Annotated in this window: 15 protein-coding genes; 2 read left to right on the top strand and 13 right to left on the bottom strand. The window is 69.4% G+C overall.

The genetic code is table 11. The annotated features are described in order from the left end of the window. Positions 1 to 32: 32 nt before the first annotated feature. Genes HNP48_RS11825 through HNP48_RS11805 form a run of 5 tightly spaced genes read right to left on the bottom strand, consistent with a single transcriptional unit; the run spans position 33 to position 6954 of the window. Positions 33 to 2042: an acetyl/propionyl/methylcrotonyl-CoA carboxylase subunit alpha gene (locus HNP48_RS11825; RefSeq protein WP_184857139.1), complete on the bottom strand. Its 2010-nt coding sequence runs from the start codon at positions 2040 to 2042 to the stop codon at positions 33 to 35. A 5-nt stretch (positions 2043 to 2047) separates the two neighbouring features. Then, the gene (locus tag HNP48_RS11820; RefSeq protein WP_184857138.1) at positions 2048 to 2767 is read right to left on the bottom strand and encodes a DUF4126 domain-containing protein; all 720 of its coding nucleotides are present in this window, start codon (positions 2765 to 2767) and stop codon (positions 2048 to 2050) included. A gap of 24 nt (positions 2768 to 2791) precedes the next feature. After that, entirely contained in the window at positions 2792 to 3592 is an 801-nt protein-coding gene (locus tag HNP48_RS11815; RefSeq protein WP_184857137.1) for an enoyl-CoA hydratase/isomerase family protein, read from the bottom strand. A gap of 12 nt (positions 3593 to 3604) precedes the next feature. Further along, the gene (locus tag HNP48_RS11810; RefSeq protein WP_184857136.1) at positions 3605 to 5212 is read right to left on the bottom strand and encodes a carboxyl transferase domain-containing protein; all 1608 of its coding nucleotides are present in this window, start codon (positions 5210 to 5212) and stop codon (positions 3605 to 3607) included. Between the two features lie 14 nt (positions 5213 to 5226). Then, entirely contained in the window at positions 5227 to 6954 is a 1728-nt protein-coding gene (locus HNP48_RS11805; protein ID WP_184857135.1) for an AMP-binding protein, read from the bottom strand. 135 nt (positions 6955 to 7089) lie between these two features. Between HNP48_RS11805 and HNP48_RS11800 the strand changes: the two genes are divergently transcribed. Both HNP48_RS11800 and HNP48_RS11795 read left to right on the top strand, forming a co-directional pair. Then, positions 7090 to 8172 carry an AraC family transcriptional regulator gene (locus tag HNP48_RS11800; RefSeq protein WP_184857134.1) on the top strand — a complete coding sequence of 361 codons (1083 nt, stop codon included), beginning with the start codon at positions 7090 to 7092 and terminating at the stop codon, positions 8170 to 8172. A 70-nt stretch (positions 8173 to 8242) separates the two neighbouring features. Then, positions 8243 to 8911: a glutathione S-transferase family protein gene (locus HNP48_RS11795; protein ID WP_184857864.1), complete on the top strand. Its 669-nt coding sequence runs from the start codon at positions 8243 to 8245 to the stop codon at positions 8909 to 8911. A gap of 6 nt (positions 8912 to 8917) precedes the next feature. Here HNP48_RS11795 and HNP48_RS11790 read toward each other — a convergent pair whose 3' ends face one another. The 8 genes from HNP48_RS11790 to HNP48_RS11755 form a co-directional block, all read right to left on the bottom strand. Continuing rightward, entirely contained in the window at positions 8918 to 10300 is a 1383-nt protein-coding gene (locus tag HNP48_RS11790; RefSeq protein WP_184857133.1) for a patatin-like phospholipase family protein, read from the bottom strand. Positions 10301 to 10355: 55 nt separating this feature from the next. After that, on the bottom strand, positions 10356 to 11474 hold the full coding sequence (gene leuB / locus HNP48_RS11785; protein WP_409362552.1) for a 3-isopropylmalate dehydrogenase: 1119 nt from the start codon (positions 11472 to 11474) through the stop codon (positions 10356 to 10358). After that, entirely contained in the window at positions 11474 to 12448 is a 975-nt protein-coding gene (locus tag HNP48_RS11780; protein WP_184857132.1) for a tripartite tricarboxylate transporter substrate binding protein, read from the bottom strand. Before HNP48_RS11780 ends, leuB begins: the two co-directional genes overlap by 1 nt. Positions 12449 to 12474: 26 nt before the next feature. After that, the gene (locus tag HNP48_RS11775) at positions 12475 to 14457 is read right to left on the bottom strand and encodes an aconitase family protein (protein ID WP_184857131.1); all 1983 of its coding nucleotides are present in this window, start codon (positions 14455 to 14457) and stop codon (positions 12475 to 12477) included. A 79-nt stretch (positions 14458 to 14536) separates the two neighbouring features. After that, on the bottom strand, positions 14537 to 15433 hold the full coding sequence (locus HNP48_RS11770) for a LysR family transcriptional regulator (protein WP_184857130.1): 897 nt from the start codon (positions 15431 to 15433) through the stop codon (positions 14537 to 14539). 10 nt (positions 15434 to 15443) lie between these two features. Next, positions 15444 to 16100, bottom strand: coding sequence for an HAD family phosphatase (locus tag HNP48_RS11765; RefSeq protein WP_184857129.1), 657 nt, complete (start codon positions 16098 to 16100; stop codon positions 15444 to 15446). Between the two features lie 37 nt (positions 16101 to 16137). Continuing rightward, positions 16138 to 16548 carry a YchJ family metal-binding protein gene (locus HNP48_RS11760; protein WP_184857128.1) on the bottom strand — a complete coding sequence of 137 codons (411 nt, stop codon included), beginning with the start codon at positions 16546 to 16548 and terminating at the stop codon, positions 16138 to 16140. Positions 16549 to 16561: 13 nt separating this feature from the next. Continuing rightward, a complete protein-coding gene (locus HNP48_RS11755) occupies positions 16562 to 17269 on the bottom strand; it encodes a DUF4197 domain-containing protein (RefSeq protein WP_184857127.1) in 708 nt (235 codons plus the stop codon). Positions 17270 to 17335 lie beyond the last annotated feature (66 nt).

The following is a 17335-nucleotide window of genomic DNA, read 5'->3' as shown; positions in this document are numbered from 1 at the left end:
GCAAGGTTACCGCGACTGCCGGCCCTGCGCTGTCACGCGGCGGCGGCGAGCTTGAGCAGTTCGGCGCCCTCGGTCACCTGGTCGCCCGGCGCGTACAGCAGCTCCTGCACCACGCCGTCCACCGGGGCGGCAATGGTGTGCTCCATCTTCATGGCCTCCATCACGGCCAGGGCCTGGCCCTTGGCGACCTTGTCACCGGCCTTGACGGCGAACGACACGACCTTGCCCGGCATGGGGGCCGTGAGGCGCCCGCCTTCGGACGCTGCCTCGCCGGAGTGGGCCAGCAGGTCGATGGCCACGATCTGCGTGGCGCCTGCGGGCGTGAACACATGGTCCATCTCGCCCTGGGCGTAGACAGAGGCGCGCGTGCGCTGGCCGGCGAACTGCAGGTCGATGGCATCGCCCACGGCGGTGAACACCAGGGGGCCGGCTACCTGGGCATCGCCCTCGCCCACCGCCAGCGTGAGGCTGCCGCCGCGCTCATAGGTCAGCCAGGCCTTGGCATGCTCGCCGCCAAACTCGAACTCGAAGCGGCGCTGCACCAGGCCATGCGAATGGAAGCCATCGCGGCGGCTGAACGGATCGACGCCTTCTTCTGCGCGCTCGCGCAGCAGGGTCTGCGCCACGGCACTGGCCGCCGCCAGCGGCAGGCCCACGTCCTCGCGCTTGAACAGCACGGCCTGCTCGCGCGGGATCAGTGCGGTGTCGAGCTGGGCTTTGGCGAACGAATCGGTGCGCGCAACGCGGCGCAAGAACTGCACATTCGTGGACAGACCCACGATATGGGTCTGGGCCAGGGCCTCGTCCAGGCGGGCCAGTGCCTGCTCGCGCGTGTCGCCGTGCACGATGAGCTTGGCCACCATGGAGTCGTAGAACGGGCTGATGGCGTCGCCCTGGCGCACGCCCGAGTCCACTCGCACGGTGCCACGCTCAAAGGCCACGTGGGCCGGCAGGCCGTAGACATGCAGCGCGCCGGTGGCGGGCAGGAAGTTGTTGTCGGGGTTCTCGGCGCAGATGCGCGCCTCAATCGCATGGCCGCTGATGCGCAACTGGTCCTGTGCCAGCGGCAGGGGTTCGCCCGAGGCCACGCGCAGCTGCCACTCCACCAGGTCTTGGCCGGTGATGGCCTCGGTCACGGGGTGTTCCACCTGCAGGCGGGTGTTCATCTCCATGAAGAAGAAGTTCATGCTGCCGTCGGCCCGCTGCTCAACGATGAATTCCACCGTGCCCGCGCCCACGTAGTTCACGGCGCGCGCGGCGGCCACGGCGGCGTTGCCCATCTGCTGGCGCATGGCCTCGGTCATGCCGGGGGCCGGCGCTTCCTCCAGCACCTTCTGGTGGCGGCGCTGCACCGAGCAGTCGCGCTCGAACAGGTAGACATAGTTGCCTTGCGTGTCGCCAAACACCTGGATCTCGATGTGGCGCGGGCGCTGCACGTACTTTTCGATCAGCACCGCATCGTCGCCAAAGCTGTTGATGGCCTCGCGCTGGCACGAGGCCAGGGCATCGGCGAACTCGGCCGCCGACTCCACGGCGCGCATGCCCTTGCCACCGCCGCCCGCGCTGGCCTTGATGAGCACCGGGTAGCCGATGCGGTCGGCCTCGCGCTGCAGCAGGGCCGGGTCCTGGTCGGCACCGTGGTAGCCGGGCACCAGGGGCACGCCGGCCTTTTCCATGAGCTGCTTGGACTCGGCCTTGAGCCCCATGGCCTGGATGGCCGAGGGTGGCGGGCCGATGAAGACCAGCCCCGCATCGGCGCAAGCCTGGGCGAACTCTTCGTTCTCGCTCAGAAAGCCATAGCCCGGGTGCACGGCCTGCGCACCGGTGGCCTTGGCCGCGTCGATGATGCGCTGCCACTGCAGGTAGCTTTCCTTGGGCGCGCTGCCGCCGATGTGCACGGCCTCGTCGCACACCGCCACATGCTTGGCGCCCGCATCGGCGTCCGAGTAAACGGCCACGGTTTTCACCCCCATGCGGCGTGCAGTGGCAGCGACACGGCAAGCGATCTCGCCGCGGTTGGCAATCAGGATTTTTGTAAACATAGGAGTCAAACCGCCTTCGCAGGGCCAGAGAAAAGAGAGGACAAGCGCCGCAGCACGGCGCGCAGAAATTTGAAGAGCACCACCAGCAGCAGCACCGAGACCAGCAGCACCACCGCCAGGGTGATGCCGAAGGCCACCGGGTACTGGGTGGCCAGCCAGACCATGCCCACCACCAGGCCGTCCTCCAGGAAGGACAGGCCCCAGTTGGAGAACGGCTCGGGCGAGGTGTTGGCCGCGGCGCGCGCCGTCATCTTGGTGGCCAGCGAGGTGGCGGCGAGCGAGCCGCCCAGGAGGCCACCGACCACGCCCATGGTGGCGCTGTCGGCGCCGAACACGCCGGCAGCCAGCAGCGCGCCCGCAGGCACGCGGATGAAGGCGTGCACGGCATCCCACAGGCTGTCGAACCAGGGCACCTTGTCGGCGAAGAACTCCACCATCAGCATGCAGCCGCTGACCGCCAGCACCATGGGGCTTTGCAGCACGGCCAGGCCTGGGGGCAGCGCCATCCAGCCGGCCCAGCCCATGGCGCCGACCATGAACACCACGGCATACAGGCGCACGCCGCTGGCCCAGCCCAGGGCGGCCGCCAGGGCCAGCAAACCGGGCATGTCGAGCTGCTGGGTGGCGCGCGCCACGCCACCGGCCACGTCGCGCGCCGTGCCGGCATCGACATGCAGGCCGATGGTGTGCAGCCACTGAACGATGCTGAGCCAGAGTGCGTCCATGGGGAGTCCTGTGGGTAGTGGGGGTCAGCCCGCCAGCCAGGCCGGCTTGCGCTTTTGCAGGAAGGACTGCACGCCTTCGCGGCCTTCCTCGCTGGCACGGATGTCGGCGATGCCCTGCACCGTGGCATCGATCAGGCCGGCGTTGATCTCGCGCTCGGCCACGTCGATCACCAGCTTCTTGCAGGCGCGCACGGCCGCGGGGCTGGCGCTGGTCAGCGCCTTGAGCAGTTCGGCCACCTTGGCATCGAGCGCCTCGAAGGCCGGGTCGGCCGCCACCACCTCGTGCACGAAGCCGATGCGCAGCGCCTCGGCGGCCGAGAAGCGCTCGGCGGTGAGGAAATAGCGGTGCGCCGCGCGCGCGCCCATGGCGCGGATCACATAGGGGCTGATGGTCGCGGGAATCAGGCCCAGCTTCACCTCGCTCAGGCAAAAGCCCGCCGTGTCCACCGCCACCGCCATGTCGCAGGCGGCCACCAGGCCCACGCCGCCCGCGTACACGTCGCCCTGCACACGGGCAATGGTGGGTTTGGGGCACTCGTAGATCACGCGCAGCATCTCGGCGAGCTTGCCGGCATCGGCCACGTTCTCGTCGCGCGTGTAATCGGCCATGCGGCGCATCCAGTTGAGGTTGGCCCCGGCACAGAAGGCCGGGCCCTCGGCCGCCAGCACCACGGCGCGCACCTCGGCGCGCGCCCCCACCTCGGTGAAGGCGGCCGTGATGTCGGCGATGACTTCATCGCTGAAGGCGTTGCGGATCTCGGGCTGCGTGAGCGTGATGCGCGCCACGACGCCGTCACGGGTGACGGTGAGGTTGTTCGTTCCCATGGCAATCGGTCCTTACATGCGGAAGAGGCCGAACTTGGTGTCTTCGATGGGCGCATTGCGCGTGGCGGACAGGCCCAGGGCCAGCACGCGGCGCGTGTCGGCCGGGTCGATCACACCGTCGTCCCACAGGCGTGCGGTGGCGTAGTAGGGGTGGCCCTGGTCTTCGTACTGGCGGCGGATGGGGGCCTTGAAGGCCTCCTCTTCGTCGGCGCTCCACTGGCCGCCCTTGGCCTCGATGCCGTCGCGCTTGACGGTGGCGAGCACGCCGGCCGCCTGCTCGCCGCCCATGACGCTGATGCGCGCGTTGGGCCACATCCACAGAAAGCGCGGGCTGTAGGCGCGGCCGCACATGCCGTAGTTGCCGGCACCAAAGCTGCCGCCGATGATGATGGTGAACTTGGGCACGCTGGCCGTGGCAACGGCCGTGACCATCTTGGCGCCGTTGCGCGCAATGCCCTCGTTCTCGTACTTGCGGCCCACCATGAAGCCGGTGATGTTCTGCAGGAAGACCAGCGGGATCTTGCGCTGGCAGCACAGCTCGATGAAGTGCGCGCCCTTCAGGGCCGACTCGCTGAACAAAATGCCGTTGTTGGCGATGATGCCCACGGCCATGCCCTCGATGCGCGCAAAGCCCGTGACCAGCGTGGTGCCGTAGCGCGCCTTGAACTCGTCGAACTCGCTGCCGTCGACGATGCGCGCGATGATCTCGCGCACATCGAAGGGCTTGCGCGTGTCCACGGGGATCACGCCGTAGAGTTCGTCACTGGCGAACTTCGGCGGCAGCGGTGCGCTGTCAGCCGGCGATGCCGCTTTGGCCTTGTTGAGGTTGCGCACGGCATTGCGTGCCAGCTGCAGTGCATGCAGGTCGTTCTGCGCCAGGTGGTCGGCCACGCCCGACAGGCGGGTGTGCACATCGCCACCGCCCAGGTCCTCGGCCGTGACCACCTCGCCCGTGGCGGCCTTCACCAGCGGCGGGCCACCCAGGAAGATGGTGCCCTGGTTCTTGACGATGATGGACTCGTCGCTCATGGCCGGCACGTAGGCGCCGCCGGCCGTGCAACTGCCCATGACCACGGCGATCTGCGAGATGCCCAGGGCACTCATGTTGGCCTGGTTGAAGAAGATGCGGCCGAAGTGCTCGCGGTCGGGGAAGACCTCGTCCTGGTTGGGCAGGTTGGCGCCGCCCGAGTCCACCAGGTAGATGCAGGTCAGGTGGTTCTGCTGCGCGACTTCCTGCGCGCGCAGGTGCTTCTTCACCGTGAGCGGGTAGTAGGTGCCGCCCTTCACCGTGGCGTCGTTGCACACGACCATGCAGTCCACGCCGCTCACGCGGCCGATGCCGGCGATCAGGCCGGCGCTGGGCGCATCGTTGTTGTACATGTTGAGCGCGGCCAGGGGCGCCAGCTCCAGAAAGGGCGTGCCCGGGTCCAGCAGCATCTGCACGCGCTCGCGCGGCAGCAGCTTGCCGCGCGCCGTGTGCTTGGCGCGCGCGGCCTCACCACCGCCCTGGGCCACCTTGTCCAGGTGGCTGCGCAGGTCATCGACCAGGGTGCGCATGGCGGCCGCATTGGCCAGGAAGTCGGCCGAGCGGGGGTTCAGTTGGGTGTCTAGGATGGTCATGCAGCGGATCTCTTTCAAGCAGTCTTTTCTTCGGCCAGGCCCAGTTGGTCCTTCATCTCGTCGCGGATCCTGAACTTCTGGATCTTGCCAGTCACCGTCATCGGGAAGCCCGTGACGAAGCGGATGTAGCGCGGCACCTTGTAGTGGGCGATCTGGCCCTTGCAGAAGGCGCGCACGGCCTCCTCGGTCAGCTCCTGGCCGGGCTTGACCACGATCCAGGCGCACAGCTCCTCGCCGTATTTGGCGTCGGGCACACCGACCACTTGCACGTCCTGCACCTGCGGGTGGCGGTAGAGGAATTCCTCGATCTCGCGCGGGTAGATGTTCTCGCCGCCGCGGATCACCATGTCCTTGATGCGGCCCACGATGTTGACGTAGCCCTCGGCGTCCATGGTGGCCAGGTCGCCGGTGTGCATCCAGCCCTCGGCGTCGATGGCCTCGCGGGTCTTGGCTTCGTCGCCCCAGTAGCCATGCATCACCGAATAGCCGCGCGTGCAGAACTCGCCGCGCTCGCCCACGGGCACGGTCTCGCCGGTTTCGGGGTTCACGATCTTCACCGCGAGGTGCGGCTGCACCTGGCCCACGGTGGAGACGCGCTTGGCCAACGGCGTGCCGGTGCTGCTCTGGCAGCTCACGGGGCTGGTCTCGGTCATGCCGTAGGCGATGGTGATCTCGGACAGGTGCATCTGCTCCACCACGCGCTTCATCACCTCGGTCGGGCAGGGCGAGCCGGCCATGATGCCGGTGCGCAGCGTGGACAGGTCGAACTCGGCAAAGCGCGGGTGGTCCAGCTCGGCGATGAACATGGTGGGCACGCCATGCAGGCCGGTGCAGCGCTCGTCCTGCACGGTCTGCAGCACGGTGAGCGGGTCAAAGCCGTCGTTGGGGTAGACGATGGTGGCGCCGTGCGTGAAGCAGGCCAGGTTGCCCAGCACCATGCCGAAGCAGTGGTACAGCGGCACGGGGATGCACAGCCGGTCCTCGGGCGTGAGGCGCATGCACTCGCCGATGAAGAAGCCGTTGTTCAGGATGTTGCGGTGCGTGAGCGTGGCCCCCTTGGGAAAGCCCGTGGTGCCGCTCGTGAACTGGATGTTGATGGGGTCGGTGGCCTTCAGGCCCGCCGCCACCTCGGCCACGCGCGCATCGGCCGCATCGCCACGTGCCAGCAATTCCGAAAAACGCAGCAGGCCCGGCTCGTCGGCGCCCTGGCCGGGCTCGTCGATCCACACCACGGTCTGCAGGTGCGGCAGCTTGAGCGCGCCCAGGCGGCCAGGCTGCTGGCGCTGCCATTCGGGCGCCAGCTCGCGCAGCATGCCCAGGTAGTCGCTGGTCTTGAAGCGCGCCATGCTCACCAGCAGCCGGCAGCCGACCTTGTTGAGCGCGTACTCCACCTCGGAGGTGCGGTAGGCCGGGTTGATGTTGACCAGCACCAGGCCCACCTGCGCCGTGGCCAGTTGCATCAGCACCCATTCGGCATTGTTGTGCGACCAGATGCCCACGCGGTCGCCGGGCACCAGGCCCAGTCCCAGCAGCGCACTGGCCAGGCGCCGAGACTCGGCCTGCAGGCTACGGTAGGTGTAGCGGCGCCCCTGGTGCACGCTGACCAGGGCCTCGCGCTCGGGCTGGCGCGCCACCATGGCATCGAAGAAATCGCCCAGGGTCTGCTCGATCAAGGGCACGTCGGTCGCGCCAAGGGCCAGGCTGGTGCTCAGCGGGGCGGTGGAAGGCAGGGCTGCACCCATGTTCTTGTCTCCTTGCGTGTCGCGCTCCCGCACAGGGAATGCATGGCGAGCGATATGCAAGCATAGGAGCCTGCCACGGCCCCCGCTTGACACAAAGGTTGCAAATCGTGCCACACCTCGGGCACACTGGCACCCGTGAAATCCCCCGCCTCTGTGCCCTCCGAGGGCCTGCCCGCCCCCAAGACCGCGCCAGCCGCCACCCCCATTGCCTTCGTGCAGGCGATTGCACTCGCTTACAGGCGCCGCGGCATGAGCCCCGCCTGGGCGCTGGCCCAGGCACAGATTGCGCCCGGCCTGCTGTTCGACGAGAGCGCCCGCATCACCGCCTGGCAGATGGAGGAGGTCTCGGGCGCCGCCATGCGCGAGCTCGACGACGAGGCCCTGGGCTGGTTCGGCCGGCGCCTGCCCTGGGGCAGCTACGGCATGCTGGCGCGCGCTTCCATCAGCTCGCCCGACCTGGGCGTGGCGCTCAAGCGCTGGTGCCGCCACCATGGCCTGCTGGCCGACGACATCACGCTGCACCTCACCCAGGCCGACAGCACGGCCACGCTGGCCATCGTGGAGAACCGCGACCTGGGCTCGCTGCGCGAATTCTGCCTGGTCTCGGTGCTGCGCAACGCCCTGGGCCTGGGCTGCTGGATGGTGGATTCGCGCGTGCCGCTGCTGGCAGCCGAATTCGCCTTTGCACCGCCGCGGCATGCCGAGGCCTATGGCGTGCTGTTCCCGGGCGGGCCCGTGCGCTTCCACGCGCCGCAGACGGCCATCCATTTCGACGCACGCTACCTCGCCCTGCCCCTGCGGCGCGACGAGGCTGCACTGCGCCAGATGCTGCAGCACGCGCTGCCGCTCACCGTGCTCCAGTACCGGCGCGACCGCTTGCTGGTGGCCCGCGTGCGCCAGCTGCTGGGCGCCCCGGTGCAGGGCCACCCCGGCCAGGCGCTGGCCGCGCACAGTGCCGAGTCGCTGGCCCACCTGCTGCATGTGTCGCCGCGCACCCTGCACCGCCAGCTCAAAGAAGAAGGCGCCACCTTGCAGGGCCTCAAGGACGATGTGCGCCAGGGCCGCGCCATGGAGCTGCTGCACCGCAGCGACCGCCCCATCAAGCAGGTGGCCGAGGCCGCAGGCTTCGTCAATGAAAAGAGCTTCATCCGCGCCTTCAAGGGCTGGACGGGGCACTCGCCTGCCGAATACCGGCGCCTGGCCCGCACGGCGGCGTAATCTGCAACCGCACTGGCAGCGTGGTGAACCCGGGCCGCCGCGGCCGGGGACTACACTGAACCCGATGCCGATGATCCACCTGTACCACTGCGTCAGCGCGCGCTCGTTCCGCCCCCTGTGGATGCTGGAAGAACTGCAGCTGCCGTACTCGCTGCACATGCTGCCCTTTCCGCCCCGGCTGAAAGCGCGCAGCTTCCTCGAACTGAACCCGCTGGGCACCGTGCCCCTGCTCGTGCAGGGCGATGTGCGCATGACCGAATCGGCTGCCATCTGCCAGTACCTGGCGGCCGCCCACCCCGACGCCGGGCTGGACGTGCGCCCCGTGGACCCGGCCTACGGCGCCTACCTGAATTGGCTGCACCTGGGCGAGGCCACGCTGACCTTTCCGCAGACCCTGGTGCTGCGCTATGGCCGCTTCGAGCCCCGGGAGCGCCAGCAGCCCCAGGTGGTGGAGGACTACCGCCGCTGGTTCCTGGCCCGCCTGCGCGCCGTGGAATCGGCGCTGGCGCGCAGCGAGTACCTGTGTGCGGAGCGCTTCACCGCGGCCGATGTCTCCGTGGGCTATGCCCTGCTGCTGGCCGAACACCTGGGCCTGTCGCCCGAGTTCGGCGAGCGCACGCTGCTGTACTGGCACCGCCTGCAGCAGCGCCCGGGCTACCAGCGCGCCATGGCCGCGCAGATCGAGGCGGCCGAAGAGCAGGACGTACCGACCACGCCCGCTCCAGACACCCGACCCTGAACCGGTTTATTGCGGCGCCTGGTACACCGGCAGCGATTGCACCAGCGCACGGAACTCGGGCGAGTGCCGCAGCACACTGCCGCCGGCCTCGATCAGGTCCGTGACCTCGTGCTGCTCGATGGAGAAGGCCGTGGGGATCTGCAACAGGCGCGGTCGCGCCACGTCGTCGGGCGAATCGCGCAGGTTCACCGGCACCACATGGATCTCGGCGTTGGGCGCGAACACGTCGCCACCGCTGTGCGGGTGCTCCGCCAGGGTCTTGCGCCACTGTGCGGTGATGTCGCGCAGGTACTCCTGCGTCTCGCGCGTGGCGCGTGCGCCGGTGCCGAACAGCAGGGCATCGACCACCTGCAGCATGTCGGGCACCTTGTCGCTGGTGTCGATGTTGAACGAGGGGTCGCGCTCGGCATTCACCGTGATCAGCACGAGCTTGCGGATGCTGCCCGGCGGGATGCCCACCTCGCTGAAGCTCTCACGCAGCCCGCCGCCGGCCAGCGCCCGGTCCAGCAGGCGCTGCAGGCCCAGATTGTCAGACAATCCGCCATCGACCAGGTGGATATAGGGCTTGCGCCGGGCATCGAGGTAGCTTTGCTCGTTGACACGGTACAGGCGCGAGCGGTAGTCGCTGGCGGTGGCGCGCGCCAGGTGGGTGGCGGCGGGACGGGTGGCGCACTGGTCCGCATGGTTCTTGAGCGTCATGGGGCTGAGCAGCAGGGGCACGGCCGACGAAGCCGCCACCGCGAAGGACAGCGGCACCGAGCGCAGGTCCGAGCAGATCAGCGCGAACTGCTCCCAGGTGAACTCGAATCCCGTGCCCAGCGACATGTCGGTCGCGGTGATGAACAGCTGCGGGTGGCGCGGGCGCTTTTCCACATCGCCGAAGGTCTTGCCGGCATACAGCTCGTCGAGCCGGCGCGCCAGCAGGTGGGTGCGGCCGAACCAGGGCGAGGTCAGGTCCACCAGGTTGCCCGGGCGCAGGGCCTGGGTGATCAGGCTGTTCTGGAAGTTCTGCCGAAGGAATTCATGCTCGAAGCGCGGCAGCCCCTCGATGCCATGCGCCGCATAGTAGGCCGCCACGATGCTGCCGCCCGACACCCCGCTGACCACGTCGGTGGCATCGAGCAAGGTGGTGCGCTGGCCGTTCCATTCGAACACCGTGTTCTGCATCTCGGTGAGCACGCCGAAGCCGAACGCGGCGGCCCGCGCCCCGCCGCCCGAAAGCGTGACCGCCACCAGGATGCTCGGGTCGCGCTGCGAAGGCCGCTGCGTGACCGCCTGCTCAGAAAGCGGCATGGGCTCGTTGGTCCACGGCCGCACGGACGAACACCCGGCCAGCGCGACCGCCAAGGCCAGTCCCACCCAACGCACGACGAACTGCAGTGTTGTCACAGCTTCTTCCTCCCTGCGCGGAAGTTTAAGAGAAGCCTCCTGCGTGGCACACGCCTCAGTTTCCTGCCGGGGCCAAGGCCTGCCGTATGGCGTCCCCCATGGCCTGCGTACCCACGCGCAGGTGCGCCGGCGTGTCCGGGATGGCGATGTCGGCCGTACGCCAGCCTTGGGCCAGGGCCGCCAGCACTGCGGCCTCCACCCGGTCGGCCAGGTCGGGCCGTGCCAGGGCGTGGCGCAGCAGCAAGGCTGCCGCACGGATGCAGCCCACGGGGTTGGCGCGGTCCTGGCCCGCGATGTCGAGCGCCGTGCCGTGGCCGGCCTCGAACAGGCCGCGCGTGCGGCCCGGCTCGCCATCGCCCAGCAGCGCGGCTGCGGGCAGGCCGATGGAGCCCGTGAGCACCGAAGCCACATCGCTGAGGATGTCGCCGAACAGGTTGCCCGCCAGCACCACGTCGAAATCGCGCGGGCTGGCCACCAGGGCCATGGCCGCGTTGTCGGCGTACCAGTGGCGCAGTTGCACGTCGGGGTAGTGGTCACGCCCCACTTCGGACACTACCTGGCGCCACAGGCGCGAGGTTTCGAGCACATTGGCCTTGTCCACACTGGCCAGCTGGCCGCGCCGGGCGCGCGCCGCGCGGAAAGCCACATGCGCCACGCGCTGCACCTCGCCCGCGGCGTAGCGCATGCTGTCGAAGCCCTCGGCGTCGCCAGCAAACGGCTCCTCTGCAGCGATGCGCTGCCCCTTGGGCGTGGCGGTGTACACATCGCCATCGAGCTCGCGCACGACGAGCAGGTCCACGCCCTGCACCACCGACGCCTTGAGCGGCGACAGCACGGCCGTGGCCGCGTCGATGCGGATATGGCGCAGGCTGGCATACAGCCCCAGGCCCCGGCGCAGGCCCAGGATGGCCTGCTCGGGCCGCAGCGCGCGCGGCAGGTGGTCGTGGCGCGGATCGCCCACGGCGCCAAAGAGCACGGCATCGGCCGCGCAGGCCGCCGCCAGTGTGGCCTGTGGCAAGGGATGGCCATGGGCGTCGCAGGCCACCGCACCTACGGGTACCTCCACTGCGTCGAAGCCGAAGCCCGGCCCGCGCAGGTCTTCGAGCACCGCGCGCGCCTGGGCCAGCACCTCGGGGCCGATGCCCTCACCGGGCAGAAACGCGATGCAGGGCATCAGTCCTTCACCGCACCCGACTGGCGCACCAGCTCGGCATGCTTGGCCAGCTCGGCCTTGAAGAAGGGCTCGGCGCTCTCGGGGGTGGAACCCACGGGGGCGATGCCTTGTGCCGCCATGATGTCCTGCACTTCCTTTTGCGCCAGCGTGGCCTTCACGTCCTGGTAGAACTTCTGCACCAGGGGCTTGGGCAGGCCGGCCGGGCCGATCAGGGCGATCCAGGCATCGAAGCTGTAGCCCGGCAGCCCCGCCTCGGCCAGGGTGGGCACCTCGGGCAGCACCTGCGAGCGCTGCGTGGTGGAAACGCCCAGCGCCTTCAGGCGCCCAGCCTTTACATGCGGCGCCGCCGCCGTGACGGACAGAAAGGCCAGGTGGATCTGCCCGCCGATCAGGTCCGTGGTCAGCGGCCCCGTGCCCTTGTAAGGGATGTGCGTGAGAAAGATGCCACCTTCGCTCTTGAGCAGCTCGGCCGCCAGGTGCAGCACGCTGCCGTTGCCGGCCGAGCCATAGTCCACCTTGGCGGGATTCGCCTTGGCATAGGCCACCAGCTCCTTGAGGGTCTTGACCGGCAGCGCATTGGTGGCCACCAGCACCAGCGGCACCGTGCCGACCACGGTGATGGGCGTGATGTCCTTGAGCGTGTCGAAAGGCATGCTCTTGTAGATGGCCGGGTTGATCACGTGGTTGGACGAGACCAGCGCCAGGGTCTGCCCGTCCTTGGGCGCGCGCACCAGCTGCGCCGTGCCCGAAACACCGCCCGCGCCCGCGATGTTCTCCACCACCACCGGCTGGCCCAGCGCACGCGCCAGCGGCGGCGAGAGTGCGCGGGCCAGCGTGTCCACGGTCGAGCCCGTGGTCAGCGGCACGATCACGCGCACGGGCTTGTCGCCCTGTGCGTGGGCCAGGCTACCCGCGGCCAAGGTAGCCAGCAGCAAGGCCCGCCGGCCCCGGGATGCCAAGTTCAAGGAATGCATCGTTTGTCTCCTGTCGTTATGTTTTCTCAGGGATGCCGTGCTTTCAGGTCGGCAAAGGACAGCAGCTCCCCTGCGATCGCGCTGGCCACCACCGTGGGGGGGCTGGCCAGCCAGACCTGGCCCGGGCCGCCCCGGCCTGGAAAGTTGCGGTTGATGGCGCTCACCGTGACTTGGTCCGCCGAGGTGGACGAGCCCGGCCCGCAGTTGCCGCAGGCCCCGCACGAGGGCTGCAGCATGCGCGCGCCCACCTGCTCGAACACCGGCATGTAACCGCGGGCCACGCAGTAGTCGCGCACGGCCGAGGTGCCGAACTGCAGGAACAGCTGCACGTGTGGCGCCACACGCAGGCCGCGCTGCACGGCCCACTGCAGCACGCCGTGGTAGAGGTCGAAATCCTCGCGCTTGCCCGCGGTGCACGAGCCCCCGTAGGCAATTTGTACCTTCACGGGCCCGTCCAGTTCGGCCAGCGGCAGGCCATTGCCCGGATCGCCCGGGCGCGCCAGCATGGGCGTGAGGGCCGCGCAGACCACGGTGAGGGTTTGCGCATACCGCGCACCGGGGTCGCTGTGCATCCAGGGCTCGATGCGGAAGTCCACACCGCGCCGCTCGCGCAGAAAGCGCACGGTCTCGGCATCTGGCGCCACGATACCGGTGAAGCCGCCGAGCTCGGCCGTCATGTTGGTCAGGGTGGCACGCTCGTCGGTGGACAGGCCGGCCACGGCCGGGCCGCCAAATTCGAACACCTTGCCCAGGCCTGCGCCCGCGCGGATGGCGGGCAGCGCCAGCAGGTGCAGCACGATGTCCTTGGCGGTCACGCCCGCGGGCACTGCACCGTCGAGCACGATGCGCAGCGACTCGGGCACCGTAAGCCGCACCGCCCCGGTCACAAAGGCATTGGCCATGTCCGTCGTGCCCACACCAAAGGCCACGCAGCCCAGCGCGCCGCTGTGCGGGGTGTGCGAGTCGGTGCCCACCACCACCTGGCCGGGCAGCGCATAGTGCTCGGCCACCATGGCGTGCGAGATGCCGGCGACGTTGCGGCCATCGTCGAGCAGGGCCTCCTCCTCGGTCAGCGTGCGGTGCATGCGCAGGCCGAAGCGCTTGGCGAAGGCGCGCTGCGCCGCACACATGGCGAGCACGTTGGGCACCAGGCCGGCACGCACATGGGTGGCGCTCTCGTGCACGTAGGAGGTGTGGTCCTCGAACACCACGATGGACTCGGGCCCCTGCAGCGCCAACCCGGCACCGAACTCGGCATCGAGCATGTGCGCCGCCATGCCGGTGTAGTACTCGTGGATGAAGCGCCAGTCAGCGCGCACAAAGGCCCCTTCGCCCGGCGCCGCATGGGCTGCGGTCAGCTCCGTGGCCAGGGCATGGCGCGCGACGATCTTCTCGAACAGGGTGCGCGGCGTGCCGGCGCCCTGCCCCACCTCGGCCGCTGGCGCCACATCCCGCATGAAGCGCTGGCCAAAGCGCAGCAGCCCGCCGCTGCGCAGAATGGCCGCAGCCAGCGCATCGCGGCCCGCCACCAGTTCCTCGATGGCAATGGCCTCGCCGCGCTGGATGCGCTCGACCAAGCCGAAATCGGTGGACGTGAACAGGCCGATGTTGTCGGCATTCTGGCGGTAGATGCGCTCGAAACTCTCTGCCACCACCAGGCGCACGCCGGCGAACTTCTCCGCCGCAGGGCTGTGCTCGCGCGAGGAGCCCTTGCCGTAGCGCTTGCCGGCCACCGTGACCTCGAAGCCGCCCTGGCGCACCGCATCGACCGCGATGGGCAGGCAGTCGTCCACCCGAAAGCCGGTGTAAGGGTAGCGGCCCAGTTGTGCGTCGAAATGGGTCAGGATGGGCAGCGGCGTGATCTCATCGGTGGAGACATCGTCGCGCAGCGCGCCGGCCTGTGCCGGTGTGAGCGCCTCGCCACCAAGCTGCCTGCGCACCCGATCGGCGCTCTGGCTGAGAAAGAGGATCCGTCCGTCGAAGCGGACTGTGCTGGCATCGGCTTGCATGCCTGTATGATCGGCCGCTGCCCCGCGCAGGCCAAGCGCCCATACAGCACAGGGGGTCTCGCAAAACTAGCGATCCGGGTTATCCCGCAGGCTCGGACCAGGCGTCGATGACGGCCTGCACCGAACGCAGACGCGGGGTCTTGCGCAGCGCATACAGGCACAACTCGCGCGCGGCCCAGTCCTCCTGCAGCGGGCGGCGCACAAAGTGCCGGCTGCCCGCATAGGCGGCCGCCGCGCTCTGCGGCACGATGGCGATCCCGAGGCCCGCCTCGACCATGCGGCACACGGCGTCGAAGCTGCCCACCGAGACGGCCATCTGCAGGCTGCGCCCGGCAGCCAGGGCCTGGGCATGCACGAAGCGGTCGAGCGAGCCGCCCGCGCGCACGCCGATCAGCGGCCACTGCAGCACCTGGTCGAAACCGAGCCCACTGCGCCTGGCGAGCGCATGGCCGCGCGGCAGCACCACCAGCAGCGGGTCACTGGCGAAGTGCCAGCGCTCCATGCCGGCGGGCACGTCCATGCGCACCCCCACGCCCACATCGGCCCTGTCGTCCAGGCAGCTGCGCACCACGTCGGGCGTGTCCAGCTCCTGCAGCGAGACATGCAGCGCCGGGTGCGCGGCCAGCAGGGCCTTGAGCCGCTCGGGCAGAAAGCCCACCACGGCCGAGGTATTGGCCGCCACGCGCACCGTGCCGGCCACCCGGCCGTCGAGCGACTGCACCTCGCGCGCCAGTTGCTGCAGCCCCTGGTCGATCTGCAACCCGCGCTCGAACACCAGGTGGCCCGCCTCGGTCAGCTGGACGCCGCGCGGCGAACGCACCAGCAGCGGCGTGCCGAAGGCATGCTCCAGGTCGGCCAGGCGGCGGCTCAGGGCCGAGGGCGCGATGTGCTCGCGCGTGGCAGCGCGCACGATGGAGCCCTCCTGCGCCACCGCGGCGAACAGGCGCAGGCTGTAGGCATCGACGCGGCGGGTCATGGCGCCGGCTTCAGCAGCCCAGCAGGGCCGGCAGCTCGGACATGCTGCGGAACACCTGCGAGGCGCCGGCCGCGCGCAGGGCCTGCTCGCCCACCCCCAGGGGGTCATAGGCGAACACCGTGGCGCCAGCGGCCGCGCCGGCGGTCACCCCGATGGTCGTGTCCTCCACCACCGCGCAGCGCGTGGGGTCGGCCTGCAGCGCGGCGGCCGCAGCCAGGTACACATCGGGCGCGGGCTTGGTGTGGGGCATCTCGTGGCCGCTGAAGATGCGGCCCTCGAAGTAGGGCATGAGCCCCACCTTGACCAATTGCATCTCCACCTTGAAGCGGTCGGCCCCCGAGGCACAGGCGATGCGCCCGCCATGGTGGGCGTGCACGCGCTCGATGGCGGGGTGGATGTGCTCGATGGCGACCAGGCGCTGGTCCAGCTCGGCATTGCGCCGGGCGTAGAAGCTGGCCATCCACTCGTCGGTCAGGGGCTTGCCGGTCTCGGCCTCGATGCGGGCCGTGGCGCTGCGCACCGTGCGGCCGATGAAGTAGGCCATGCATTCGTCGTGCGTGATGGCCCAGCCCGCCTCGTTGAGCATGGTGCGCAGCACGCCGTTGGTGATGTGCTCGCTGTCGACGAGCACGCCGTCGCAGTCGAACAAAATGGCGTCAAAGGTCATGGGTCAAGCTTCGCAAAAGGGAATGGGGAAATGCAGCTCACTGCTGGTCGCCGTCGACATAGAACCAGCGGCCGTCCTCGCGCACGAAGCGGCTGGTCTCGTGCAGGCGCACGGCCTTGCCACCCACGCGGTAGCGCGCGACGAACTCGACCTCGGCCGTGTCCGCGCCCGTGCTCCGGTGGCTGCGCACCGAAAGGCCCAGCCAGCGGGTGGCGGGGTCGAAGTCGAGATCGGCAGGCCGCGTGCGCGGATGCCACGTGGCCTGCAGGTAGTCGGCCCGCTCGCGCACAAAGGCGCTGTAGCGCGAGCGCATGAGGTGCTGCGCATCGGGCGCGGGCGTGGTGTCGAAATGCTCCACGTAGCGGCCGCAGCAGTCGACATAGGCCAGGGGTTTCTGGCGCGCGTTGAGCTGGCCGCAGGGGCAGGCAGTGGTGTCGGAAGAGGCCACGGGGAAATCCTCTTCAGCGGATTGCGCCGAAGACTTTTTTGGCCAATGCACTTCCTGCAGCAGCCGGGTTCTGGCGGATGGCACGCTCTTCCTCGCCGATCATGAGGTACAGGCCGTCGAGCGTGCGAGCAGTGACGTACTGCGCCAGGTTGGCGTCCTCGGCCTTGAGCAGGCCAAAGCTGGCCGCCTTGCCGGCAAACGCGTTGTACTTCTGCGTGACGCCGACCTTCTCGGTGGCCTGGTGTACCACGGGCAAGAAGCGTTCGCCCAGCGGGGCCCGCGTCTTGTCGGCGAAGAAGGCCGTCACCGAGGTGTCGCCGCCGGTCAGGATATTGCGGGCGTCGGTCACCGTCATGCCCTGCACGGCCTGCACCAGCAGGTCTTTGCCCAGCGGCACGGCGGCCTCGGCCGCGCGGTTGATGGAGGTGACGAGCTCATCGATGCGCCGGCCCTGGCCCAGCGACTTCAATAGCTTGGCGGCCTCGTCGAGCTGCCCCGGCAGGCCGATGCGCACCCGGGGGTTGCCCAGAAAGCCGTCGGGCCGGCCGAGCGATGCGACGGCAGCCTGCACGCCCTGGGACAGGGCGGCCTTGAGCCCGCCCGAGGTGTCGGCGGCCGACAGGTCGGCCAGCGACAGGGCATGCGCCCGGTGGGCAACGGCCAGCAGCAGGGCACCCAGCGCGCCTGCGCTGGCATGGTGGTGGAATTCGCGACGCAGCATGGCGTGGTAGGTCTTTCTCTGGTCAAACACAAGGAAGCGCAGGGCCTGATTTTCGCCGACGCGCGC

This window comes from Acidovorax soli, assembly GCF_014207955.1.
Lineage (GTDB): Bacteria > Pseudomonadota > Gammaproteobacteria > Burkholderiales > Burkholderiaceae_C > Acidovorax > Acidovorax soli_A.
The sequence above is the reverse complement of the archived record's forward strand: the minus strand, read 5'-3'. Positions and strand labels throughout refer to the sequence as shown.